The following is a 24,929-nucleotide window of genomic DNA, read 5'->3' as shown; positions in this document are numbered from 1 at the left end:
CGGCCCGGTGCGCAGCGCTGCGCACCGGGCCGTCGCCCGTCGTCGTGTCATGTGCCCGTACGCAGCACGACCTTTCCGCGGGCCTTGCCCTCGTCGAGGAGGCGGTGCGCCGCGGCCGCCTCGCTGAGCGGCATCTCGGTGACCCCGGCGGGCCGCAGCGAGCCGTCGGCGAGGAGCCGGTTGATGTGCTGTGCGGCCTCGGCGAGTTCGTCCGCGGAGGCCTGCGAGATGGCGAAGCCGACGACCGAGCAGTCCTTGACGTACAGACGGCCCGCGGGCAGCACCGGGCTTGTGGTCATCCCGGCGAGCAGCACGATCCGGCCGCGCCGGGCGAGCAGGTCCACGGCGGTCGTCAGGTCGTTGCGGGCGGAGGTGTCCAGGTACATGCCGACCCCCTGCGGGGCCGCGGCACGGATACGGCCCGCGACGTCGGGGTCCCGGTAGTCGACGAACTCCGCGGCGCCCAGGGCCCGTACGTGGTCGGCGCTGTGCGCACCGGCCACGGCGACGACCCGGGCGCCGGCGCGCGCGGCCATCAGGACCAGGGCGCTGCCCACGTTGCCGCCCGCGCCGAGGACCACCACGGTCTCGCCGACGCGGAGCCTGCCGTGCGTGAACAGGGCGAGGTAGGCGGTGGCCGCCGGGTGGGCCAGGGCCACGGCGCCGGCGGCCGCGACCCCGTCGGGCAGGTGGTAGAGCCGGTCGGCGGCGACCAGGGCCTGCTCGGCGGCGGCGCCCTGACGGCCGCCGTAGCCGAGGCTGTTGCACCAGACCCGGTCACCGGGCGAGAAGCCCACGACCGAGGTGCCGGTCGCGGCGACGGTGCCCACCAGATCGCGGCCGATCACGAACGGCAGCGGTACGTCGGTGCGCCAGGCACCGGAGCGGACGAAGGTGTCGACATGATTGACGGCGCTGACCTCGACGTCCACGAGCACGTCGGTCGGTCCGGGCCGGGGGGCGGGCAGCTCGCCGTAGCGGATCAGATCCGGCGGGCCGAACTCTTCGATGTACGCGGCAAACATAGGCCGGATTGTGCCCCGGCCCGGCCGCCCCGGTCGGCCCCGCGCGGCACACTCTGTCAGTTCCGCCCCCGGGCCGGGACCGACGGAACGCCGGCCCCGCGAGGAAGGTCGCGGGACCGGCGTCGGGTCGTCGTACGGGCGTCTGTCAGGTGGCCGACAGCGACTTCTCGGCCTCCCGGTCCACCGTCTCCTTCTCCTGCTCCTGCGGCGGTACGTCGTCGGAGCCGCCGGCCGCGCGGCGCTTGCGCAGCATGGTCAGGGCGATGGTCGCGCTGACGGCGGTGATGACGGCGCAGGCGACGCCGATCGCGTTGAGCCCGCTGGTGTAGGCGTCCTCGGCGGCGGTCAGCAGGCTGTCGGCGGCGTCGCCGGGAAGCGTGCGGGCCGCGTTGAGGGCCTCCTCCATGCTGACTCCGGCGGCGTCGGCGGCACCGGCCGGGACCTCGGCGGGCGGCTCGACCGAGCCGCGGTAGACGGCCGTGCCGAGGCTGCCGAGTGTGGCGATACCGAGGGCGGTGCCCAGGTCACCGCTGATGGAGGAGAGGGCGGCCGCGGAGCCGGCCCGCTCGGGCGGCGCGGACCCGACGACCATGCCGGTGCCGAGCGCACCGAACGTACCGACACCGATGAAGATGATCACGAAGCCGGCGAGGAGCAGCGGCAGCCCGGCGACCGGGTCGACGAAGGCGAGCATCGCGTAACCGGTCATGCCGATGAGCAGGGACGCCCCGATCACGGTGCCGAGCTGGAAGCGCTGGGCGAGGGCGGGAGCCACCTGGGCGGCGAGGATCGACGCGACTGCGGCAGGCACCATCCACAGGCCCGCCTCCATCGGCGACATACCCTCCACCATCTGCAGGAAGCCGGTGATGAACAGGTAGCCGCCGCCGGTGCCGAGCATCGACACCATAAGGATCAGCAGCGCGGCGGTGAAGGTGGCCACCCGGAACAGCTTCAGGTCGAGCAGCGGGTGCTCCAGCTTGCCCTGCCGCTTCACGAACACCCAGCCGACGGCCACACCGACCACGATCGCGGCGAGCGGCAGCGCTTCGAAGCCGTACCGGGCGAGCTCCTTCAGGCCGTAGATGACCGAGAGGATCGACACCATCGAGAGGAGCACGCTGGGCAGGTCGATCCGGCCGGCGTTCGGGTCCTTGTACTCCGGCAGCAGCAGCGGCGCGACGATCAGCAGCACCACCATCACGGGCACGCCGAGCAGGAAGACCGAGCCCCACCAGAAGTACTCGAGGAGCGTGCCGCCGACGACCGGGCCGAGCGCGGTGCCGCCCATGAAGCAGCTGGCCCACACGGCGATGGCCCGGCCCTTCTGGTGCGGGTCCTGGAACATGTTGCTGATCAGGGCGAGCGTGGACGGCATCAGCGTCGCGGCGGCGATGCCCAGCAGGGCGCGGGTGACGATCAGCCCTTCGGCGCTGGTGGAGTACGCGGCCGCGACCGAGGTGAGGCCGACGGCCACGGCACCGATCATCAGCAGCTTGCGGCGGCCGATCCGGTCACCCAGGGTGCCCATGGTGATCAGGAATCCGGCGATCAGGAAGCCGTAGATGTCCATGATCCACAGCGTCTGCGTGCCGGTCGGCTGCAGCCCCTCGGCCAGGTGCGGCAGCGCCAGGTAGAGCACGCTCTGGTCAAGCGAGATCAGCAGGGTGGGCAGGGCCAGGACGGCGAGCCCCAGCCATTCCCGTGACCCGGCCTTCCGGACGGGAGCCTCGGGGGCGTTCGAAGACATGGGAATCCTTCCGGGGAGCTTGAAACCGGGTGTGTCGGTGGGTGCTGCGGGTGCTGCGGGTTCTGCGGGTTCTGCGGGTGTTGTGCGTGCGGCACGAGCGAGGTGTGCGGTGCGGTGCGGTGCCTACGTACGTACGTGTGCGGGACTAGCCCGGATACGGCTTGTGGGCGCGGGCGTCGCGCAACACATGGGCCCACCAGGAGAGTTGGTCGAGCATGGCCTTGGCCGCGGCGGCGCAGCCCTCGGGGTCCTTGGGGTTGCCCTCGGCATCGAACTTCTCCCGGCAGTGGGGGAAGCAGACGGCGTCCCGGACGGTGACGGCGTGCAGTTCGGGGAAGATGGCGCGCAGATCGGACACCGCGCGCACGCCGCCTGCGACACCGCCGTAGGAGACGAACGCGACCGGCTTCGCCTTCCACTCGTCCACGTACCAGTCGATGGCGTTCTTCAGCGAGGCCGGGAAGCTGTGGTTGTACTCCGGCGTGACGATCACGAACGCGTCGGCCCGGGTCAGCCAGGGGGAGAGGTCGAGCACGGCGGGCGGCAGCGAACCGTCGAAGCTCTGCGGCAGCACATCGGGCAGCCACACCTGGGCCAGGTCGATCACGTCCACGTCGAAGTCGTCCCGCCCCGCCGCCTCGGCGGCGATCCACTGGGCGGGCACGGGCCCGAAGCGGCCGGAACGGGTACTGCCGATGACCACGGCCAGGTTCAGTTTGCGATCCGGCATGGGGGGCTCCTTCCTGGACGCCGGGACTCCGTCGGAATCACACTCTGCGCGCCACCCCTCCCGGCCCGCTCTCGGTCTCCTCTCGGCCCGCCGAGAGGAGTCGGATAGCCTGGTCGCATGCGTTTGGGGGTGCTGGGACCGCTAGGGGTGTGGACGGCCGACGGGGCGGAGGTCAGGGTCCCCGAGCTGAAGGTCCGCGCCCTGCTCGCCTATCTCCTGGCGCACCGCGGCGGCCCGGTCTCCGCCGACCGGCTGATCGAGGACCTGTGGGGCGAGAAGCTCCCCAACAACCCGCAGGGCGTACTCCAGACGAAGGTGTGGCAGCTGCGCCGCGCCCTGGAGGCCGCCGAGCCCGGAGGCCGCTCCCTGGTCGCCTCCCGCGCGCCGGGGTACGAGCTGAGCACCGGCCCCGACATGGTCGACGCCGACCGCTTCCAGGACCTCCTCGCCCGCGCCCGCGCAGAGGCCGAACCCCGGTCGCGGGCCGCCCTGCTGGCCGACGCACTCGCCCTCTGGCGCGGCCCCGCCTTCGCCGACTTCGCCGACGAGGACTTCACCCGCCCCGTCGCGGCCCGCCTCGAGGAACAGCGCCTGACCGCCGTCGAGGACCAGGCCGACACCCGCCTGGACCTCGGCGAACACGCCCTGGTCGCCGACGAGTTGAGCGACCTGGTGGTGCTGCACCCGCTGCGGGAGCGACTGCGCGCCGCCCACATACGGGCGCTGTACCTGGCCGGCCGGCAGGACGAGGCGCTGCGCGGCTACACCGACCTGCGGACCCGGCTCGTCGACGAGCTCGGCATCGACCCGGGCCCCGAACTGACCGCCCTGCACCGCTCGATCCTCGCCCAGGACCCCGCCCTGGTCGCCCCGCCGTCCCCCGCCACCTCCGCGGCCCGCCCGCCGAGCACCATCCCGGCCGCCCTCACCGAACTGGTCGGCCGCGACGAGGCGGTCCGGGAACTGCGCTCGCTGCTCGCCACCCACCGGCTCGTCACGCTCACCGGACCCGGCGGCGTCGGCAAGACCCAGCTCGCCCTCGCCACCGCGGGCCGCCTCGACGAGACCTTCCCCGGCGGCGTCCACCTGGTGGAGCTCGCCGCCCTCGACCCGGCGCCCACCGCCTCCGGACCCGGCCGCACCGACGTGCACGACGCCGTCCGCGTGGTCCTCGGCCTGCGCGACGACACGGCACAACCCGGCGACGCACTCCCCGAGTTGGCGGCGCGCATCGCCCACGCCCTGGGCGGCCGGCCCGCCCTCCTCGTCCTCGACAACTGCGAACACGTCGCCGAGCCCGTCGCGGAACTCGCCGGGCGACTCCTCAAGGCAGCCCCCGCCCTGCGCATCCTGGCCACCAGCCAGGTCCCGCTCGGCATCACCGGCGAACGCCTCGAAGAGGTGCCTCCGCTGCGCCGGCCGGACTCCACCGAGGGCCTGAGCGCAGCGGACGTACGCGAGTTCAGCGCCGTCGAACTGTTCGTGGCCCGAGCCACCGCCGCGGCCCCGCGCTTCGTCCTCGACGAGCACACCCTGGACGCCGTCGTGTCCATCTGCACCCGCCTCGACGGCATCCCCCTCGCCCTGGAGATGGCCGCGACCCGCGTACGAGCCCTGGGCGTAGCTGAGTTGGCGGCCCGGCTCGACGACCGCTTCCACCTCCTCGCGGTCGGCTCACGCGGCGCCCCGCAACGCCAGCGCACCCTGCGCGCCATGATCGACTGGAGCTGGGAACTCCTCGGCGACCGGGAACAGGCGGTGCTGCGCCGCCTCGCGGTCCACTCCGACGGCTGCACGCTCACCGCGGCCGAGCAGCTCTGCGCCGGGGCCGACGTGGACGCCGCGGACGTCCTCGACCTCCTGGCCCGCCTCGTCGACGGCTCACTCCTCGTCATGACCGACGGCGCCGAAGGCCCGCGCTACCGGATGCTCGAATCGGTCGCCGCATACGCCTCCGAACGGCTCGCGGAATCAGACGAGTCGGCGGCCCTGCAGCGCGGCCACCGCGGCTACTACACCGAGCTGGCCGAGCGCGCCGAACCGAACCTGCGCGGACACGGCCAACGCCAGTGGCTGCGCCGCCTGGACGCCGAGAACGCGAACCTCCGCTCCGCCCTGGAGAGCGCCGTACGCGCCGGGGACGGCGAGAGAGCCCTGCGCCTGGTCAACGCGCTGGCCTGGTACTGGTACCTGCGGGGCCGCAACGGCGAGGCCCAACGCTCCCTCACCCAGGCCCTGTCGACCGCCGGCGACGCCCCGCCGCCCCTGGTCGCCAAGGCATCGGGCTGGCTCGGCGGATTCCGGCTGCTGCTCGGCGGCAGCTCCGACCCGGTCAGCGAGTACCGCAGCGCACTGCAGGCGTACGAGAACGTCGACGACCCGCTGGGCCGGGCCCGGGCGGAGTGGTTCGTGGCGTCCAACCTGTACGGCGTGGGGGACCCGGCGCCGAGCCGGCAGCTGAACGAATCCGCGCTCACCACGTTCCGGTCGTTCGGCGACCGCTGGGGTGCCGCCGCGGCACTCGCCATCCGCTCGTTCCACGCGCAGCTCGGCGGGGACCTCGACGCGGTGCTGCGGCACGGAGAACACAGCCTGGAGCTGTTCCGGGAACTGGGCGACCAGTGGGGCCAACTGCGGGCGATGGCACAGCTGCAGGGGCTGGCCGAGGTGCGCGGGGAGTACGACAAGGCGGGACGGCTCCGCCGCGAGGGCCTGCGGATGGCCGAGGACCTGGAACTGTGGCCGCAGGTGACCTCCCAGCTCGCGGGGATCGGCCGGATCGCCCTGCTCACCCACGACTACCCGCGGGCGCGCGAGTTCCACGAGCGGGCCCGGCGCCTGGCGGTCGGCCAGGCGGACAAGTTCGGCGAGCAGTACGCCGAGATCGGCCTCGGCATGGGCGCACGCCGCGAGGGCGACCTGGACGCCGCCGAGACCCACATGCTGCACGTACTCGAGATCCATCGGGAGATGGGCTACGAGCCGGAGACGCCCCCGTTGATCCTGGTCGAACTGGGCTTCGTGGCCGAGCTGCGGGGCGAGCCGGACACGGCCCTGAAGCTGCAGCTCGACGCCCTCGCCGCCGCGCGCGGTTCCGGCACGCGGTCGATCGCCCTGTGCCTGGAGGGCCTGGCCGGCGCACGGGCGCTCACCGGCGAGGCCGAGAACGCCGCCCTGCTCCTCGGCGTCGCGGCGGCGGCCCGGCGCTCGGTCGGGGCACCGCTGCCGGAGGGCGAGCGGGGCGACATCGCCCGGATCGAGAAGCGCGCCCGGACGGCCCTGGACGACACCCGGTTCGACGCCGCGTACGCGCGGGGCGAGGCGATGAGCGTCGCCGACGCCCTCGGGGACCCGGCGCTGACGGGCAGCCACTGAACGGGACCGGCGGCCCGGGCGCACGGCGCCTCCCGTGCACGCGGGTTGCGGAACTCCCGTACCGCGCAGCGCAGAACGGGGTGCGGGCACCGGGATCGCCACACGATCCCGATGCCCGCACCCCGCGTCACCGCACTGGTGCGGCTGTCACTTCCCCAGCAGCGCGAACAGGCCCGAGAAGCCCTGGTCGCCGTGGCCCTGCGCGATGCGACGGTCCATCAGTTCCTTGACCTCCCGCATCCGGACGGCCTCCACACCGAGGGATTCGCGGTGCTCGATCATGTCGTCCATCAGCGCTGCCTGGACGTCGAGCGAACCCAGGTCGGGCGGGAACTCGCCGCTCTTGACGGCCTTGCCCATCGAGGTGAGCAGCGACGGGTACATGGCCACCGAGCCCGCGATGCGCTCGGCGAACTCCACCACGTCGACACCCTCGGCCTGCACCAGCTTGAGCACGTGCAGATAGCCGATGAGCAACTCGTAGGCCACGGCGACCTGTCCCATGAACTCCACGGCGGCCAGGCCGGCGTCCTCGCCGTGATAGGCGATGCCGCCCAGCTCCTTCAGCGTCGGCTCGTGGGCCTCGAACGCGCTGCGGGAGCCGCTGAACGGGAACATGATGTGGTCCGTGCCGACGTACGGCGGATCACCCATGATCTTGCCGTCGATGTACTCGGCGCCGCGCTCGCTCGCCCAGCGCTCGTTGACCCGCGCCTGGCCGGCCGAGCCACTGGTGACGTTCACCAGGACCTTGCCCTCGACCGCCGCTTCGACGGAGGCCAGCACCTCGTCGACGGCGGTGCTGTCGAGCAGACAGACCACGACCAGAGGGCTGGCAGCCACCGCCTCGGCCGCCGTCGCGGCGGCGGTGGCACCGGCCTCCACCAGCGGAGCGCTCTTGCTCGCAGTCCGGTTCCAGACCGTCGTGCGGTATCCGCGGTCGACGAACGTCTTGGCGATCGCCGATCCCATTTCACCGAGACCGAGCACGGTGACCTGGCCGACTGCGTCTGTGGAGCTGCCGGTCGTCGTTGCCGTCATGCTGTTCCCTTCTGTGCCGAACGAATGCTGCGGGTCCACCGACGATAGGTGCCCGGGCCCGCGCGCGAGGCCGCGTCCCGCGTTGTATGTCAGGTCGGGGGAACCTGACAGAGTCGAACGCCAGAGCCTTTCCGGCCGAGATCTTCGAGGCACGCTGTCGACCGACCGAGAGTGGCGGTTCATTCCTGTACCGGTCGGCGCTCGTACCCACGTTCCCGAGGATCTAGGGAAGGAATCATGTCGGAGCACAGCAGAAGGAAGTTCATGGCGGCCTTGGGCGCGGGCTCGGCCGTCGCCGTGGGCAGTGCCGCCGGTCTCACCGAGTGGGGCACGACCTCGGCGCGGGCCGCCACGGACTCCAAGGGCCTCTCCAAGATCCTCACCACCGGCCCGAACGACCCGCAGTACGCGGACATTACGTCCGGGTACAACAACCGCTGGACGGCCCAGCCGGAGCAGGTGCGCTTCCCGACGACCACCGCCCAGGTGGTCGCCGCCGTCCAGGAAGCGGTGGACGGCGGCAAGAAGCTCACGGTGCGCAGCGGCGGCCACTGCTACGAGGACTTCGTGTACAACGCCGAGGTCGAGGTCATCATCGACATGACCTACATGAACGAGGTCACGTTCGACGAGAACCGCAGCGCCTTCATGATCGAGCCCGGGGTCAAGCTGCGCGAGATGTACGAACTCCTCTACCGCGGCTGGGGAGTCACCCTTCCCTCCGGCTACTGCCCCCTCGTCGCGGCCGGCGGCCAGGTCACCGGCGGCGGCGTCGGCATGTACTCCAGGAGCCTCGGCCTGACGGTCGACAACATGTACGCCGTCGAGGTCGTCGTGGTCGACGCCGACGGGAAGGTCCGCAGCGTCGTCGCCACCCGCGAGAAGGACGACCCGAACCACGACCTGTGGTGGGCGTGCGCCGGCGGTGGCGGCGGCAACTTCGGCATCATCACCCGCTACTGGATGCGGGCGCCGGGAGCCACCGGCCGCGACCCGCAGAAGCTGCTGCCCGTCCCGTCGGAGCACGTGCTCACCGCCCACCTCGTCTGGCCGTGGGACAAGGTCAGCCGCAAGGACCTCGGCAACCTCATCAACGCGCACGGCCAGTGGCACCTGGACAACAGCGACGAGGGCAACGAGTACCGGAAGCTCGGCAGTTACCTGTCGTTCTTCCCCGGCAGGACGAAGGGGCGCATCGAGCTGTGGGCGTACTTCGACGGCGCGGACGCGCGCAGTGAGCAGCTGATCAAGGCCTACATGGAGGACATGAACAAGGCCGTCGGCGGCGACACCCGCACGCCCGTGGAGGTCCAGCGGCAGACCTATCTGCGCACGTACCAACTCAACGCGGGCCGTGGCGACGTCTTCATGAACCCGACCCTGCGAGGCGAGCACCGCTCGGCCTACCTGCGCAAGCCGTTCACCGAGACGCAGATCGACGGCCTCTACCGCAACATGGTCGAGGCCGGCTACGAGAACGAGTTCGACCTGGCCTGGATGGTGCTGACCTCGCTGGGCGGCAAGGTCGGCGACGTGGCCGCCGACGCCACGGCCTTCCCGCAGCGCGACGCGATCTTCCAGATCCTCTGGGAGATCCACTGGTTCGACGAGGCCGACGACGACCCGCACATCTCCTGGACCCGCCAGATCTACTCCGAGATGTACAAGGAGACGGGCGGCGTCCCCGTGCCCGACGACGTCAACGACGGCTGCTACATCAACTACCCGGACAGCGACGTCGCCGACCCCGCGTGGAACAAGTCCGACACCCCCTGGCACGAGCTGTACTACAAGGACAACTACCCGAAGCTGCAGCAGGCCAAGGCCAAGTGGGACCCGAAGGACTTCTTCAACCACCGGCTGTCCATCCGGCTGCCGAAGTGAGGCCGTGAGCCCTGACGGGACGGCCGCACCATGACGGACGAGGAATCCCCGACACCGAGGAACAGGGCGTCGGGGATTCCTCGGTGACGAGGAGAGGGACCGCGGCATGACCAGAAACCCCGCGCGCTACGACCGGCTGCGGCAGATCGAGCGGATGGACGTCGAGGAGAAGTACACCCACATCTGGTGGCTGGACATGGGCTACGAGTTCACGTGGGACTTCGGCGTGGCCGGTGCCATCGCCACGGCCAGCAGCGTCGCCCCGCCGCACATGGCCGCCCTGCTGGTGCGCACCGGCGAGATCACCGAGAACACCCAGCGGCGGATGGAGCACTTCGGACTGCTCGCCATCCAGATGGTCCGGTACGGATTCAAGGACCCGCGCGGCCTCGCCGCGGTGCGGCAGATGAACCGCATCCACGCCAACGCCGTCCGGCACATCAGCGACGAGCACCAGCAATGGTCCATCAGCAACGACGAGTTCCTGTTCGTCCTCGCCACCGGCATGATCATTCCCATCCGCTGGCTGGACCGCTACGCCTGGCGCAAGCCGAGCCGGCAGGAACGCGTCGCCGCCTACCTGCACAACAGGGAGCAGGGCAGGCTGATGGGGATCAAGAACATCCCCGATTCGTACGAGGGCCTGGTCCGATTCCACGACGCGTACGTGGAGAAGCACTTCACGTACTCCCCCGAAGCGGCGAGGCTCTGGCAGGCGCTGGAGCCGACCGTGATCGAGCCCCTGGTGGGCGGGTTGCCCGCACGTCTGCGCCCGCTCGGCCGCAGGCTCGCCAAGGCGGCGATGCCCGCCCTCATCACCCCCGCCATGCGCAAGGCGTTCGGGGTGCGCGAGCCGTCCCGGCTCCGGCAGCTGCTCGTCGACACGGCCTTCCGGATACGCGCGGCCCGCGAACGCGGCCGGCCCCCGGTCCTGGAGAGCCCCATTCCCGACCCGATGCCGAGCCCCAGCTTCCCGCAGGCCGACTACCGCGTGGAGGACCTGGGCCCTGCCCACACCACCGCAGCGAGGTCCGCTCCCGATCCCGCCGCCTGACCTGTACGTACACGCAGCTCTCCCCGCCCCGGAGTTCGGGTGCGGGGAGAGCTGCGTGTACGACAGGTCAGGCGGCCGTCAGGCCCGCCACCGTGTCCAGGAGCTGTGCCTGCCGGACCGAGGCGTCGACGGCCTGCGCGGGGGCGCGTCCCGTGCGTACCGCGGCAGTGAACGCGGCGACCGTGCGCGCCACTTGGTCGTCGGCGGGCAGGGTGAACTCGCGGAGGCCCTTCGCACCGTGCAGCCGGATCACCGGCCGGTGGTCGGCGGCCGGAGTGAATGCAGCGTCCAGGGTGAGCCGGCCGGTGCTGCCGACGAGTTCGTACGAGCTGCGGTAGGCATGGTCGAGCCCGTGGCTCAGCTGGGCCGACACCCCCGCCTCCGTACGCAGCAGAACAGCGCCCGAGGAATCCACCGGGATACCGGGCGCCGCCGCCCCGGCGGCGCCCACCACTTCCAGTTCAGGCCCGAGCAGATGCAGTGCGGCGCGCAGGGGATACACGCCCGTGTCCCACAGCGCGCCCCCGCCCAGTTCCGGGCTGTACCGGATGTCGTCCGGACGGCGGCGGGGCACGGTGAACTCGGCCCGGAATCCGCGCAGTTCACCGATCGCACCGTCGCCCACCAGCCGGCGCACCTCGGCGTGCTGGCTGTGGTGCACGAACATCACGTTCTCGACGAGGGCCAGCCCCCGCCGCTCGGCCAGCCGGAACAGCTCGACGGTGCCCCGAGCCCGCGAGGTGAGGGGCTTCTCCGCCAGCACGTGCTTGCCGGCGTCGAGGGCCGCCCGCACCCACCGCTCGTGCAGCGCGAGCGGCAGCGGAACGTACACGGCATCGATCCGCGCGTCGGCGAGCAGCGCCTCGTACCCGGCGACCGCCCTGGCACCGTAGGGCGCCGCGGTCTCCTCGGCGCGGGCGGGATCGCGGCCCGCCACCGCCGCCACCCGGAGGTCCGGACAGGCCGCGAAAGCGGGCAGCATGCGCCGCCTGGCGATATCGGCGCAGCCCAGCACACCGATCGCGATCTCCTCCGTCACACCGGCCCCTCCGTGTAGTGCGGCAGGACGCCGGCCGCGACGGTCTCCGCGAGCGTGGGAGCGGCCAGGTCCCGCGGGGAGATCAGCGGAGACTCGGTCAGCTCCCACGGCAGGTCCATGGCCGGATCCAGCGGGTTGATGTCGATCTGAGTGCCCGGCGCGTACACCGTCGACATCAGATAGCAGATGCAGGTGTCGTCGGCGAGCGTCCGGAAGCCGTGGCCGACCCCCTCCGGGATGTAGAGGGCGCGGCCGGACTCCGCGTCGAGAGTGACGGCATGATGCCTGCCGAAGGCCGGGGAGCCGATGCGCAGATCGACGATGACGTCGAGCAGCGCCCCCCGCACACAGGTCACGTACTTGGCCTGGCCCGGCGGGATCCGCACGGTGTGGATGCCCCGCAGCGTGTTCCGGTGCGACACCGAGTAGCTGACCTGCCGGGGCACGAAGGGCTCGCCGGTCACCTCCTCCAGCTTGTCGGCGCGCATGCTCTCGTAGAAGCGGCCCCGCTCGTCCGGCAGCAGCTGCGGGGTGACGGTGTACGCCCCCGGAATCGCCGTACCGGCGATGCGCACTGGGCTCTCCCTTCCTCGTCCCGTGCCGGTCAGGCCGCGTGCGCGGCGACGAGCTTCTCCATCTTCAGGACCACCTCGTGCGGCAGCGGCATCGTCTCGATCTCACGGGACAGCTCCTGGGCCCGAGCCCGGTAGGAGGGATCGGAGAGCAGCCGCCGGCAGGCGGCGACGACCTCGTCCTGCCCGCCCTCCGTGACGAGGATGGCGGCGCCGTACGCATCGACCGAACGCACGGCGGCCGTCGGGTACTCGGGGTGCGCGATCAGCTGCGGCACACCGGCGTTGAGGCAGGTCATGTCGGTTCCGCCACCGCCGTGGTGGACGATGACATCGCAGGTGGGCGCGAGGATGTCCAGCGGCACCCAGCCGATGCGGGCTTCGGGCAGCGCCTCGCGCAGCTCCGCGGCCACGTTCTCCGGAGCCCCGATGACGACCTCGACACCGAGACCGATGATGCTCGTGGCCAGCTCGTGCAGAGCGTCCCCGCTGAACAGGCGGGTACCGGCGGTGAGATAGACCCGAGGACGGTCGCCCTTGGTGTACATCCACGGCTCCAGAGCCTGCTGCGGATTGCCCGGCACCCAGCGCATCGGCTGCGCCGGGACCGCGTCGTCGGGGCGCAGGCCGGGCGGGCAGACGTCCAGCCACAGGTCGGGTTCCGGCAGCCGGTCCAGGCCCAACTCGTCGAGTACGGGCGCCAGGACGGCCCGCGCCCCGGGGTCGTACATCCGGGTGTCGATGCGATCCCACTCCAGGCGTACGGAAGGGATGCCGAGGTGGTGCGCGAGCAGCGGCGCGGTGTAGAACATCCCGCCGCCGACGACGATGTCGGGGCGCCAGTGAGCGGCGAGGTCGAGGACCGCTTCGACGCTGTCGCGCGCCACCTCGGCATAGATGCTGCCGACGGCCTTGGCGTACTCGTCCGGGTCGTCGGGGACGCCGCCCATGAACGCACCGACCTCCTCCATCGATATGGGGGAGATCTGCAGGGCGGGCAGCCCGACGCCGGCGATGTTCGGCAGCACCCACTGGATTCCGCCCATGAGGACCTGGTGGCCCGCATTGCGGACGGCCGAGGCCAGAGGCGCGTGAGCGAAGACCGGGTAGGGGCTGTTGCCGGGAATGAACAGGGCCTTCATCGGCTGGTCAACCTGCTTTCGTGAGCGCTTCGGCGGCCCTGGTCCCGGAGAGCATCGCGGCCTCCGTGGTGGGCGAGTTGAAGTAGTCGCCGGCGAAGACGACGGGGGATCGCTGCTCCTCGACCAGCCCGGCCGAGAGGCGGTAGCGGCCCGGCGCGGGAATGGGGAAGGCGAGCGGGCGCTCGGCGATGTGGAACGGTTCCGCGCTCTCCACCGGGAAGCCGGGCCACAGCGTGCTCAGCAGCGGGGCGACCTCGGCGAACTGCTCCTCGGGCGGGCGGCCGAGGAGGCGGCGGGTGATGGCGCGGCCCGGGTAGGCGAACACAAGGACCTTGTCGACGAGGTTGCCCTGCTCGTCCCGCACCTTGCGCGGGTAGGTGATCATGTTGCGCAGGGGCGGGTCGTCGGGGCCGCCGGCGAGGATGTGTGCCTCGGGGCGCACTGTCCCGGGCTCGGCGAGGAACGAGACGGAGATCGCCGGCTCGTACCGCTGGGTCTCCAGGTAGGACCGCATCCCGTCGCTGACGGTCGTGGCGGGAAGGTCGGCGACGAGCTTGGCGGCGGCCGGTGCGGGGGTGGCGACGACCACGCCGTCGAAGCTGTCGGTCACGGGGTCCTTGTCGGGTCCCGCCGCGGTGATCCGCACACCCCCCTCGCGACCGCCCTCGGTGTGGATGCCGGTGACCTCGTGGGAGAGCCGGAGTTCAGCGCCGGCGGCGTTCTTCTCGGCGATGACCTGGATGCCGTTCGGCAGTACGTAGAAGCCGGATCCGCCCATCCAGGCGAGCAGGGAGCGGGCGTGGACGGCGGAGACCTCTTCGCAGGCGAAGTTCCAGAAGCCCTCGACCTGAGGGCGCATCAGATAGTCGAAGCCGCGACGGGACAGCTGGCGGTAGCCCCAGTCGGCGGCGGAGTCGCCGTCGTCGTGCTCGGCGGCCTTCACCGGGTCGAACATATCGAGCTTCTCCTTGCGCCGGACCTGCGCAAGGGTGCTGAGGAAGAACCGGACGCGGTCGCGGACCGAGACGTGCGGATACTTCGCCAGGGTCATCAGGTTGCTCGGGTCGAGCGGGGCGACCTTGCCCCCGTGGGAGACCCACAGGGTCCCGGAGATCGGGATCACATCGTCCTTGAGGCCGTACTCCTCCAGCATCTCGGTCATGAGCGAGTAGAAGCTCACGTACATCAGGTTGATGCCGACGCTGGGTTCGATCTCCGGGCGGTGCCAGGAGCGGGCGCGGCCGCCGAGCCCGTCCGCCGACTCGTAGACCACCACCTCGTGGCCGGCCTTGATGAGCTGCTTGGCGGCGGCGCAGCCGGCCATGCCGCCACCGATGACGGCGGTCCTCGGCTTTCGGTCTCGACCGGTCATCTCTCTACCTCCGTCTGTCGGTGCTGCTGTCGGGGACGCCTGTACGGATCACAGCTCGGGGACCTCGCCGTGCGGCCACTCCAGGCCCTCGCCCAGGCCGCCGTCGACGGGCAGCTCCGCGCCGTTGGTGAACGTGGCGTCGAAGCCGAGGAAGAGCACCGCGGCGGCCACCTCCTCGGGCCGGCCGAAGCGGCGCATGGGCGTGATCCGCTCGCCCTCGCTCTGGTTGGCCTCCCGCATCTCGTCGCTGAGGTCGGCGTGACCCATCGACGGGGTCTGGGTGAAGCCGGGACTGACCGTGTTGACGCGGATGTTCCGGGGCAGCAGCTCGGAGGCGAGGATCCTCGAGAACGCTCGGATCGCGGTCTTCATGGCGGTGCCGACGCCGGTGCCGACATACGCGGCACCGCTGGTGGCCCCCGTCGTGAACACGAACGAGCCGCCGTCCCGCACCAGGGGCGCGAGCCGCTGAGCGGTGAAGAAGGCACCCTTGGTGTTGGTGTCGAACATACGGTCGTACGTCTCCTCGGTGACGTACCCGAAGGAGCCGAACTTGACGTAGCCGACGTTCACGAAGACGAAGTCGACCCCACCGAGGGTGTCCTCGACCGCCGTGCCCAGCCGGTCGATCGCGGCCACGTCGGCGGCGTCGGAGCGCACCACATGCGCGCGGGGCCCGAGTTCGGCGCGGGCCGTATCGATGTTCGCCTTGTCGTTCCCGGTGAGCAGCACCTCGGCGCCGCCGGCGAGCAGGGAATCGACGACGGCCCTGCCGATGCCGTGCGTGCCCCCGGTGACGACGGCCTTCCTGCCCGCGAACCGTCCCGCCTGACTCATCTCAGGTGCTCCTTCTCAGACGACGTGGACGTCGGGTACGTAGAGAATCCAGCGGCCGCCCGCGTCACGGAACTCCTGCTCCTTCGCCATGATTTCCTCGGCGTGATTCCAGGCGAACAGCACCGCGTAGTCCGGGTACGGATCGGAGAAAGCGGACGGCGGCCGCACGGGAATGTGCCGGCCCGGTGTGAGGCGCCCCTGCTTGGCCGGTGTGCTGTCACAGATGAACGGCAGGAGATCCGGGCCGATGCCGCAGTAGTTGATGACGGTGGCGCTCTTCGCTGTGGCGCCGTACCCGACGACCGTTCGGCCCTCGGCGCGCAACCGCTCCAGCAGCTCCATCAGTTCGGCGCAGCCACGCCGCACATGGTCGCCGAACTTCTGGTACGTCTCCGGGTCCGTCAGCCCCTGCGCGCGCTCCCGGTCCTGAAGGGCCTCGACCGCCGGTGACGGGGTCCGGCTGCCCGCGCGGGCGATGGTGTAGCGCATCGATCCGCCATGCACCGCCAGCGGCTCGACGTCGACGAGCGCGAATCCGTGGAGGCGTGCCAGGGCCGATACGGAGGTGGCGGAGAACAGGTAGAAGTGCTCGTCGTAGATCTGGTCGAAGGAGTTCTGCTCCATGATCGCGCCGAGGTGACGGTCCTCCAGGACGAGCACACCACGGGGTGCGAGCAGGGCGTCCACACCGCGGAACACCGAGCCCAGATACGGGATGTGGCTCGTGGTGTTCGCGGAGAAGATGACGTCCGCAGGCCCGTCGGCCGCAGCGATCTCCCGCGCCGTCGACTCCTCGAAGAACGCGGTGCGGGAGCGCACACCGGCCGCCCTGGCCAGGTCGGCGACCTGCGCGGAGGGATCGACGCCCAAGTGCCGGACACCGGCGGAGGCGAGGGTCTTCAGCATCGTGCCGTCGTTGGAACCGATCTCGACGATGAACGGGTCCGGGCCGGTCAGCTCCGTCCGGAGCAACTGCCCGGCGTACTCCTCGAAGTGCCGGTTCATCATCGACGACATGGCGGAGCGGTAGGGGTAGTCCTCGTGGAACATGTGCTCCCGCGGCACCTCTTCGAGGAGCTGCACCATCGTGCACGACCCACATATGCCCACGGCGAGCCGGAAATAGAATTCCTGCCCCGCGGTCTCCGGCGTCACAAACGAATCGGAGACCGGCTGCCTGCCGAAATCGAAGAATTCCTCGACGGTACCGCCGCATATCCGGCAATCGGCCACAGTCGTGCTCCTTTGAGAGTCCATCACGGCCAGTTCGCTGCAGGAAGAGTGTCGGCGTGGCCGTTCGCCGCTCAACGCGAAGGCCGGGGGTGTGTCAGGTCCGCCGTGGCCGTCCCGCCTCGACAGCGCGGAACAGACGGACGACCCGGTTCCGGGTCTCCGGACGGAGGGCGCCGCCTTACCCTGGTCCGCGTTTCCCGCCGTGGACGCGGGCTGACATCGAGAGCCGCATCGGCAGGTCGCGGAGAACGGGGAGCGGGCCAGTGAGTGTGACGGTACGGGTACCGGCGAAGGTCAATGTGCAGTTGGCGGTGGGCGGCGCCCGCCCCGACGGCTTCCACGACCTGGCGAACGTCTTCCTGGCGGTGGGGCTGTACGACGAGGTCACGGCGACCCCGGCCGATGAGCTGCGGGTGACGTGCTCGGGCCCGGACGCCGGCCAAGTGCCGTTGGACCGGGGCAACTTGGCGGCGCGCGCGGCCCTCGCCCTCGCGGAACGGCACGGTGTGGCTCCCGACGTGCATCTGCACATCGCGAAGGACATTCCCGTCGCGGGCGGTATGGCGGGCGGCAGCGCGGATGCGGCGGGTGCGCTGGTGGCGTGCGACGCGCTGTGGGGGACCGGTGCCTCCCGGGACGAACTCCTCGACATCTGCGCCGAGTTGGGCAGTGACGTGCCGTTCAGCCTGGTCGGCGGGGCGGCGCTGGGTACGGGGCGGGGCGAGGTGCTGACGCCGCTGGAGGTGGGCGGCACGTTCCACTGGGTCTTCGCCCTCGCCGACGGCGGCCTCTCCACCCCCGCCGTGTACCGCGAGTTCGACCGCATGTGGGAGGGCCACGACGTCCCGGCCCCCGAGGCCTCCCCGGAGCTGATCGAGGCCTTGCGGGCCGGTGACGGGGCCGCCCTGGCCGCGGTGCTGAGCAACGACCTCCAACCGGCGGCCCTGTCCCTCTTCCCCGCCCTGGAACGCACCCTCGCGGCAGGCACGGACGGCGGCGCCCTCGCGGCCCTCGTCTCCGGCTCGGGCCCGACCACCGCGTTCCTCGCGAAGGACGAGGAGTCGGCGCGGTCGGTGGCCGAGGCGCTCGTGGCCGCGCGCACCTGCCGGGCGGTGCGGGTCACCAGCGGCCCCGCGCCCGGCGCCACCGTGCTGACCTCCGGAACCTGACGAAGCCCTCAAGGCTGCGTTGCCCGGCGCGGCGGCACCGCCTCAACTACCGGGTATGACAACCGCAGCCAAGGGCCCCGACGATCTCGCCCAGGGACAGAAACCGGTGCGCCGTCTGGACCGGGTGATCATCCGTTTTGCGGGTGACTCGGGTGACGGTATGCAGTTGACGGGTGACCGGTTCACGTCGGAGACGGCGTCGTTCGGTAATGACTTGTCGACGCTGCCGAATTTCCCGGCCGAGATTCGTGCTCCTGCCGGGACGCTTCCGGGTGTGTCGAGTTTCCAGTTGCATTTCGCGGATCATGACATTCTCACGCCGGGGGATGCGCCGAATGTGCTGGTGGCGATGAATCCGGCGGCGTTGAGGGCGAACATCGCGGATGTGCCGCGGGGCGCGGAGATCATCGTGAACACGGACGAGTTCACGAAGCGGGCGATGCAGAAGGTCGGGTACGCGGATTCTCCCCTTGAGGACGGTTCGCTCGAGGGTTACCGGGTGCATCCGGTGCCGTTGACGACGTTGACGGTGGAGGCGTTGAAGGAGTTCGAGCTGTCCCGCAAGGATGCGGGGCGCAGCAAGAACATGTTCGCCCTTGGGTTGCTGTCGTGGATGTATCACCGGCCGACGGAGGGCACGGAGAGTTTCCTGAAGTCGAAGTTCGCGAAGAAGCCGGATATCGCGGCGGCAAACATCGCGGCGTTCCGTGCGGGCTGGAATTTCGGGGAGACGACGGAGGATTTCGCCGTCAGTTATGAGGTGGCGCCGGCGGCTGCGGCGTTCCCGACGGGCACGTACCGGAACATCTCCGGGAATCTGGCCTTGTCGTACGGTCTGGTGGCGGCGTCGCGGCAGGCGGATCTGCCGTTGTATCTGGGGTCGTATCCGATCACTCCGGCGTCGGACATTCTGCATGAGCTGAGCAAGCACAAGAACTTCGGTGTGCGGACGTTCCAGGCCGAGGACGAGATCGCGGGGATCGGCGCGGCGCTCGGTGCCGCTTTTGGCGGGTCGCTGGCGGTGACGACGACGTCCGGGCCGGGCGTGGCCCTGAAGTCGGAGACGATCGGGTTGGCGGTGTCGTTGGAGCTGCCGCTGCTGGTGGTGGACATCCAGCGCGGCGGCCCGTCCACGGGTCTGCCGACGAAGACGGAGCAGGCGGATCTGCTGCAGGCGATGTACGGCAGGAACGGTGAGGCGCCGGTGCCGATCGTGGCGCCGAAGACGCCGGCGGACTGTTTCGACGCGGCGATCGAGGCGGCGCGGATCGCCCTCACGTACCGGACGCCGGTGTTCCTGCTCTCCGACGGCTATCTGGCGAACGGCAGCGAGCCGTGGCGGATCCCCGAGGTGGATGAACTGCCGGATCTGCGGACGCAGTTCGCGCACGGGCCGAACCACACGCTGGACGACGGCACCGAGGTGTTCTGGCCGTACAAGCGTGATCCGCAGACCCTGGCGCGGCCGTGGGCGGTGCCGGGGACGCCGGGTCTGGAGCACCGGATCGGCGGCATCGAGAAGCAGGACGGCACCGGGAACATCTCGTACGACCCGGCCAACCACGAGCTGATGGTCCGCACCCGCCAGGCCAAGGTCGACGGCATCCGGATCGACGAGCTGACCGTCGACGACCCCTCCGACCAGGCCGAACTCCTCGTCCTCGGCTGGGGATCCACGTACGGCCCCATCACCGCCGCCGTGCGCCGCCTCCGTGCCGCCGACGAGCACGTCGCCCAGGCGCACCTGCGCCACCTCAACCCGCTGCCGCCGAACCTCGGCGAGATCCTGCGCCGCTACGAGCGCGTCGTGATCCCCGAGATGAACCTGGGCCAGCTCGCCACGCTGATCCGGGCCAAGTACCTGGTGGACGCCCGGAGTTATACGCAGGTCAACGGCATGCCGTTCAAGGCCGAGCAGCTCGCCACGGTTCTCAAGGAGGCCCTCGATGTCCGTTGAAGCCCGGCCCGGCGAAGCTCTGCCCGGCAAAGCCCTGCCCAGCGGAGCCTTGTCCGGTGAGCCCCTGCGTCTGGTGCCCCGCAGTGAAGTCCCGCTCAAGGCAAAGGACTTCAAGTCCGATCAGGAAGTGCGCTGGTGCCCGGGGTGTGGTGACTACGCGGTTCTGGCCGCCGTGCAGGGATTCATGCCCGAGCTGGGTCTCGCCCGCGAGAACATCGTCTTCGTCTCCGGCATCGGCTGCAGCTCCCGTTTCCCGTACTACATGAACACGTACGGGATGCACTCCATCCACGGCCGTGCCCCCGCCATCGCGACCGGACTGGCCTCCTCCCGACGGGACTTGAGCGTCTGGGTCGTCACGGGTGACGGCGATGCGCTGTCGATCGGCGGCAACCACCTCATCCACGCGCTGCGCCGCAACGTGAACCTGAAGATCCTGCTGTTCAACAACCGGATCTACGGCCTCACCAAGGGCCAGTACTCCCCCACATCCGAGGTCGGCAAGGTCACCAAGTCCACGCCGATGGGCTCCCTGGACGCCCCCTTCAACCCGGTCTCCCTCGCCCTCGGCGCCGAAGCGAGCTTCGTGGCCCGCACCGTCGACTCCGACCGCAAGCACCTCACCGACGTGCTGCGCCAGGCCGCCGCCCACGACGGCACCGCCCTGGTGGAGATCTACCAGAACTGCAACATCTTCAACGACGGCGCCTTCGAGGTCCTCAAAACTGCATCTGATTCAAAGACGGGGCAGCAGGCCGAGGAAGCCGTCATCCGCCTCGAACACGGGCAGCCGATCACCTTCGGCACCGACAGCGCCAAGGGAGTCGTACGGGACACCCTGACCGGGGAGTTGAAGGTCGTGGACGTCACCGAGGACAACCGGTCGCAGATCCTCGTCCGCGACGCCCACGCCGCGTCCCCGACCACCGCGTTCGCCCTGTCCCGCCTCGCCGACCCCGACACCCTGCACCAGACCCCGATCGGCGTGTTCCGCTCCGCCGAGCGGCCCGTCTACGACACCCAGATGGCCGACCAGCTCGACGCCGCCATCGAGAGAGACGGCAAGGGCGACCTCGCCGCCCTCCTCACCGGCAACGACACCTGGACCGTCGTCGGCTGACGTTCACAGAACGAGCGTGAGGCCCGGCGATACCCCCGTCGCCCGCACCAAGTGACAAAGTCTTCCTCTTGGTTTGAGGGGCGTCGGGCATGTCGGCAGAGTCGAGGAATCTGCTGTTCGCCCGAGATCCGAACCACGGGGAAAACAAAGGGAGTTCGGGTCTCATTTCCAGAAGGACGAGGTCCGATGCTTTATCGGAATGCTCATGAACTGGTTCTGGACAGCGTCTTCCTGGACCTGGACGGATTCGTTCCACAGATAGACCTGAAGTTGAAGATAGAGGGCCTCAACCCGGCCGGCTCCATCAAGATCAAGGCCGCTGTCGGCCTGATCGAGGACGCCGAACGGAAGGGGCTCCTCGAACCCGGCGGGCGAGTCATCGAATCGTCATCCGGAAATCTAGGGATCGCCCTGAGTTCCGTGTGTGCCGCCCGCGGCTACACCTTCATCTGCGTCGCCGACCCGAACACCTCCCGGCAGAGCATCGGCCTCATGGAGGCGTTCGGCGCCGATGTCGTCGTCGTCACCGAACGCGACGCCAACGGCGGCTATCTGCAGACCCGGATCGACTACATCCACCAGCGGCTCGCCGAGGACGACTCCCTGGTGTGGCCCAACCAGTACGCCAACCCGGCCAACCCACGCGCCCACTACGAGCGCACCGCCGCCGCCATCGGCCGGCAGGGCTGGGACATCGACCACCTGTTCATCGGCGCGGGCACCACGGGCACCCTCATGGGCTGCACCGACTACTTCCGCGAGCACTCCCCGCGCACCCGGATCGTCGCCGTCGACTCGCTCGGCTCCGTCACCTTCGGCGGGCCGGCCGGCCAGCGGCACATCCCCGGCCTCGGCACCAGCCGCCGCCCGGAGATCTTCCGGCCCGGCCGCGTCGACGAGGTCGTCCTCATCCCCGAGTTCGAAGCCGTACGGATGTGCCGCCGCCTCGCCGCCGAACGCGGCATCGCCCTCGGCGGGTCCACCGGCTCGGTCCTCGCGGCCGTCGAGCGCAGCAGCGACCACATCGAGCCCGGCTCGCTCGTCGTGGCCATCGCCCCGGACATCGGCGACCGCTACCTCGACACGATCTACGACGACGTATGGGTCTACGAGCGCTTCGGCCGCCTCGACTCCGACCCCCGCACCCCCCGCACCGACCCCACCAGCACCGACCCCACCAGCACCGACCGCAGCGAAGACGAGCGGGAGCGGACCACGACCGCCCTCGCAGTGAAGGGATGACCCGTGTTCGAGTTCAGCGTCATCGGCGGCAGGACCGCCCGCGACATCATCGGGCGCAGCCGCAAGCAGATCGTCGAGGAAGTACGCGCCACCTACCTCGCCCACGAGGACGGCGACTCCGTCAACCCCAACAGCTACTTCCTGCGCTTCCCCGACAAGCCCGACAGCCGCATCATCGCGCTGCCCGCCTACCTCGGCGGCGAGCACAACGTCGCCGGCATCAAGTGGATCAGCAGCTTCCCCGGCAACATCAAGAACAAGGTGCCCCGCGCCTCCGCGGCGCTGCTCCTCAACGACTACGAGACCGGCTACCCGTTCGCCTGCCTGGAAGCCTCCCAGATCAGCGCCGCCCGTACCGCCGCGTCCGCGCTCCTCGCCGCCGAGGAACTCACCGGCCGGCGCACCACGCAGCGCCTCACGATCGTCGGCGCCGGCATCATCGCCCGCAACATCCTGGAGTTCTTCCACGCCCAGGAATGGCAGATCGACGACCTCGTCATCCACGACCGCATCCCCGCCTACGGCCAGGCCTTCGCCGACTACGCCACCGACGAACTCGACTACCCGGCGCGCGTCGAGGAGAGCCTCGACACCGCGATCACCAGCGCCGACCTCGTCGTGTTCGCCACCACCGCGGGCGAACCGTACGTCCTGCACGCCGACACCTTCGTCCCCGGCCAGACCGTCCTCAACGTGTCCCTGCGCGACATCGGCCCGGAGATCATCGCCGGAGCGCAGAACATCCTCGACGACATCGGCCACTGCATGACCGCCAACACCTCCCCGCACCTGGCGGAACAGAAGTACGGCCACCGCGACTTCATCGACGGCACCCTCGCCCAGGTCATCCGCGGCACCGTCGAGATCGCCACCGACCGGCCGGTCATCTTCTCGCCGTTCGGCCTCGGCGTCCTCGACCTCGCCGTCGGCACGCACATCTACCGCACGGCCCAGGAGTCCGGCGAGGCCGTCGAGATCAGCGACTTCTTCGGCGAGACCCAGCGGTGGTGACCTTGACGTCCTCCCCCTCCTGGAGGAGGGGGATTCCTGGCTCAGGCTGCGTCCGGGAGCAGCGCTCCCGGAGGTCTTACGCCTTCGTCACCAGCCGGGTTGAGACCAGCCCGGACGAGCATCACGCGTGCGGATTTCTTGTCCCGTGGCCGGGAGATTCCGCACGCGGTGCACGTATACGTTCGTTCTGAGAGAGGCAGCGCGTGCTTGGTTCTCGATCCGCAGTCTGCGCAATCCGTCGTGGTGTGCGCCGGGTGGACAAGGTGCACGTCCCGGCCGTGCTTGCGGCTCATCTCGACCAGGGCCGCCTTGGTGGCGGCGATCGCCGCGTCCGCGGCCTTGCGGGCCATGGTGGTCTTCGCCAGGAACTTCGGCCGGAAGTCCTCGACCGCGATCGCGTCATGGTCACGGACCACGCGCTTGGCCCACTTACGACCGGTGTCCTGCCGCTGCCGGGCCACCTTCTTGTGCAGCTTCGTCGCCTGCGTCTGAGCCTTCCGGTAACCCTTCGACTGGGCCTTGCCTTTCGGCAGGCGGCGCCGTGCCATCTGGCGCTGGTAGCGGGCGAGACGCTGCGCGGCTCGCTTGCCGTGCTCGGCATGCGGCAGGTCGTGCGCGTCCGAAGTGGTCGTTGCGGTCTCTTTGACGCCCCAGTCGATGCCGAGGACGCGGCCCGTCGCGGGCAGTGGCTCGGCCTGGGCGGGAACCACGAACGAGCAGTACCAATGACCGAGGGAGTCCTGGTAGACGCGGGCGCTGGACGGGTCGGCGGGGAGCTCGCGGGACCACGCCACCGTCAGCACGATCCCGCCGGTCAGGTGCAGGCGCCCGTCCTTCAGACGGAAGCCACGCCGCGTGTACTCCATCGTCGGACTGGCGTCGCGCTTCCTGCGGTGCTTCGGCATCCCCGCCCGGCGATGCTGCGGCAGGCGGGCCTTGATGTCCTTGAGAGCCTTCGCCCGGGACTTCGCGAAGTCCCGAATGGTCTGCTGCTGCGGCACGGATGCGCCCTCGCGCAGCCACGGCGTACGGGAGCGGGCCTCGGTCAGCATGCTGCTCAGCCGCACCGGACCGCACTCCTCGCGGTCGGCATATGCCTTCTTCGACCGGGCCACGCACTCGTTCCACACCCACCTGCACCGGTTCCACTCGGCGAGCAGGGCTGTGCGGGCGGTCGACGACACACGCAGACGAAACGTGTACCGGGCATGCCCGGCCGTTCCTGTCCGCACCGTCCTCGTCATGAACATCAACCTACCCGGGAGGACTGACAGTTGACGTCCCACCTCGATCTGCAGAACTCGTATCGCCCTGGCGGCGATACGACGTTCCCTGCTCTGCTCCACGGGGCGGCCCATTCCTCCCCGGCCCGAAGG

At 70.3% G+C, this 24,929-nt stretch carries 19 protein-coding genes; 8 read left to right on the top strand and 11 right to left on the bottom strand.

The window, feature by feature from the left end; translation table 11 throughout:
• Positions 1–47 precede the first annotated feature (47 nt).
• From RCO28_RS27550 to RCO28_RS27540, 3 genes are all read right to left on the bottom strand, one after another.
• A complete protein-coding gene (locus tag RCO28_RS27550; RefSeq protein ID WP_308943971.1) occupies positions 48–1,025 on the bottom strand; it encodes an NADPH:quinone reductase in 978 nt (325 codons plus the stop codon).
• Positions 1,026–1,170: 145 nt separating this feature from the next.
• Positions 1,171–2,775: an MFS transporter gene (locus RCO28_RS27545; RefSeq protein WP_308943970.1), complete on the bottom strand. Its 1,605-nt coding sequence runs from the start codon at positions 2,773–2,775 to the stop codon at positions 1,171–1,173.
• A 145-nt stretch (positions 2,776–2,920) separates the two neighbouring features.
• Complete coding sequence (locus tag RCO28_RS27540; RefSeq protein WP_308943969.1) at positions 2,921–3,505, bottom strand: NAD(P)H-dependent oxidoreductase; 585 nt, start codon at positions 3,503–3,505, stop codon at positions 2,921–2,923.
• Positions 3,506–3,622: 117 nt separating this feature from the next.
• Here RCO28_RS27540 and RCO28_RS27535 point away from each other — a divergent pair, with 117 nt between their 5' ends.
• Entirely contained in the window at positions 3,623–6,880 is a 3,258-nt protein-coding gene (locus RCO28_RS27535) for a BTAD domain-containing putative transcriptional regulator (RefSeq protein ID WP_308943968.1), read from the top strand.
• A 147-nt stretch (positions 6,881–7,027) separates the two neighbouring features.
• On the opposite strand, the gene RCO28_RS27530 is transcribed toward RCO28_RS27535, so the two are convergent.
• Positions 7,028–7,921 carry an NAD(P)-binding domain-containing protein gene (locus tag RCO28_RS27530; RefSeq protein WP_308943967.1) on the bottom strand — a complete coding sequence of 298 codons (894 nt, stop codon included), beginning with the start codon at positions 7,919–7,921 and terminating at the stop codon, positions 7,028–7,030.
• A 237-nt stretch (positions 7,922–8,158) separates the two neighbouring features.
• Here RCO28_RS27530 and RCO28_RS27525 point away from each other — a divergent pair, with 237 nt between their 5' ends.
• Together RCO28_RS27525 and RCO28_RS27520 are read left to right on the top strand one after the other, a co-directional pair.
• On the top strand, positions 8,159–9,805 hold the full coding sequence (locus RCO28_RS27525) for an FAD-binding protein (protein ID WP_308943966.1): 1,647 nt from the start codon (positions 8,159–8,161) through the stop codon (positions 9,803–9,805).
• Between the two features lie 106 nt (positions 9,806–9,911).
• A complete protein-coding gene (locus RCO28_RS27520) occupies positions 9,912–10,859 on the top strand; it encodes an oxygenase MpaB family protein (protein ID WP_308943965.1) in 948 nt (315 codons plus the stop codon).
• 67 nt (positions 10,860–10,926) lie between these two features.
• On the opposite strand, the gene RCO28_RS27515 is transcribed toward RCO28_RS27520, so the two are convergent.
• From RCO28_RS27515 to RCO28_RS27490, 6 genes are read right to left on the bottom strand one after another with little or no spacing between them, the layout of a single operon-like run.
• Positions 10,927–11,898: a Gfo/Idh/MocA family oxidoreductase gene (locus RCO28_RS27515; protein ID WP_308943964.1), complete on the bottom strand. Its 972-nt coding sequence runs from the start codon at positions 11,896–11,898 to the stop codon at positions 10,927–10,929.
• Entirely contained in the window at positions 11,895–12,473 is a 579-nt protein-coding gene (locus RCO28_RS27510; RefSeq protein WP_308943963.1) for a dTDP-4-dehydrorhamnose 3,5-epimerase, read from the bottom strand. The genes RCO28_RS27515 and RCO28_RS27510 overlap by 4 nt, the downstream gene beginning before the upstream one ends.
• 29 nt (positions 12,474–12,502) lie before the next feature.
• The gene (locus RCO28_RS27505) at positions 12,503–13,612 is read right to left on the bottom strand and encodes a nucleotide disphospho-sugar-binding domain-containing protein (protein WP_308943962.1); all 1,110 of its coding nucleotides are present in this window, start codon (positions 13,610–13,612) and stop codon (positions 12,503–12,505) included.
• A 7-nt stretch (positions 13,613–13,619) separates the two neighbouring features.
• Positions 13,620–14,984: an FAD-dependent oxidoreductase gene (locus RCO28_RS27500; RefSeq protein WP_308943961.1), complete on the bottom strand. Its 1,365-nt coding sequence runs from the start codon at positions 14,982–14,984 to the stop codon at positions 13,620–13,622.
• 48 nt (positions 14,985–15,032) lie between these two features.
• On the bottom strand, positions 15,033–15,821 hold the full coding sequence (locus RCO28_RS27495; RefSeq protein WP_308943960.1) for an SDR family oxidoreductase: 789 nt from the start codon (positions 15,819–15,821) through the stop codon (positions 15,033–15,035).
• A 15-nt stretch (positions 15,822–15,836) separates the two neighbouring features.
• Complete coding sequence (locus tag RCO28_RS27490; RefSeq protein ID WP_308943979.1) at positions 15,837–17,078, bottom strand: class I SAM-dependent methyltransferase; 1,242 nt, start codon at positions 17,076–17,078, stop codon at positions 15,837–15,839.
• Positions 17,079–17,317: 239 nt separating this feature from the next.
• Here RCO28_RS27490 and RCO28_RS27485 point away from each other — a divergent pair, with 239 nt between their 5' ends.
• The 5 genes from RCO28_RS27485 (at position 17,318) to sbnB (ending at position 23,553) form a co-directional block, all read left to right on the top strand.
• Positions 17,318–18,223: a 4-(cytidine 5'-diphospho)-2-C-methyl-D-erythritol kinase gene (locus RCO28_RS27485; protein WP_308943959.1), complete on the top strand. Its 906-nt coding sequence runs from the start codon at positions 17,318–17,320 to the stop codon at positions 18,221–18,223.
• Positions 18,224–18,278: 55 nt separating this feature from the next.
• Positions 18,279–20,180, top strand: a complete 1,902-nt coding sequence (locus RCO28_RS27480; protein ID WP_308943958.1) for a 2-oxoacid:acceptor oxidoreductase subunit alpha — start codon at positions 18,279–18,281, stop codon at positions 20,178–20,180.
• A complete protein-coding gene (locus RCO28_RS27475; RefSeq protein ID WP_308943957.1) occupies positions 20,170–21,300 on the top strand; it encodes a 2-oxoacid:ferredoxin oxidoreductase subunit beta in 1,131 nt (376 codons plus the stop codon). Before RCO28_RS27480 ends, RCO28_RS27475 begins: the two co-directional genes overlap by 11 nt.
• A 186-nt stretch (positions 21,301–21,486) precedes the next feature.
• Positions 21,487–22,542, top strand: a complete 1,056-nt coding sequence (gene sbnA, locus RCO28_RS27470; protein ID WP_308943956.1) for a 2,3-diaminopropionate biosynthesis protein SbnA — start codon at positions 21,487–21,489, stop codon at positions 22,540–22,542.
• A gap of 3 nt (positions 22,543–22,545) precedes the next feature.
• A complete protein-coding gene (sbnB, locus tag RCO28_RS27465; protein ID WP_308943955.1) occupies positions 22,546–23,553 on the top strand; it encodes a 2,3-diaminopropionate biosynthesis protein SbnB in 1,008 nt (335 codons plus the stop codon).
• Between the two features lie 41 nt (positions 23,554–23,594).
• Here the strand turns inward: sbnB and RCO28_RS27460 are convergent, their stop codons facing one another.
• Positions 23,595–24,797 (bottom strand): transposase, encoded by a 1,203-nt coding sequence (locus tag RCO28_RS27460; protein WP_308943954.1) that lies wholly within the window; start codon positions 24,795–24,797, stop codon positions 23,595–23,597.
• Positions 24,798–24,929: the final 132 nt, after the last annotated feature.

This window comes from Streptomyces sp. LHD-70, assembly GCF_031157275.1.
GTDB lineage: Bacteria > Actinomycetota > Actinomycetes > Streptomycetales > Streptomycetaceae > Streptomyces.
This window is presented reverse-complemented; position numbering and strand designations above follow the sequence as displayed.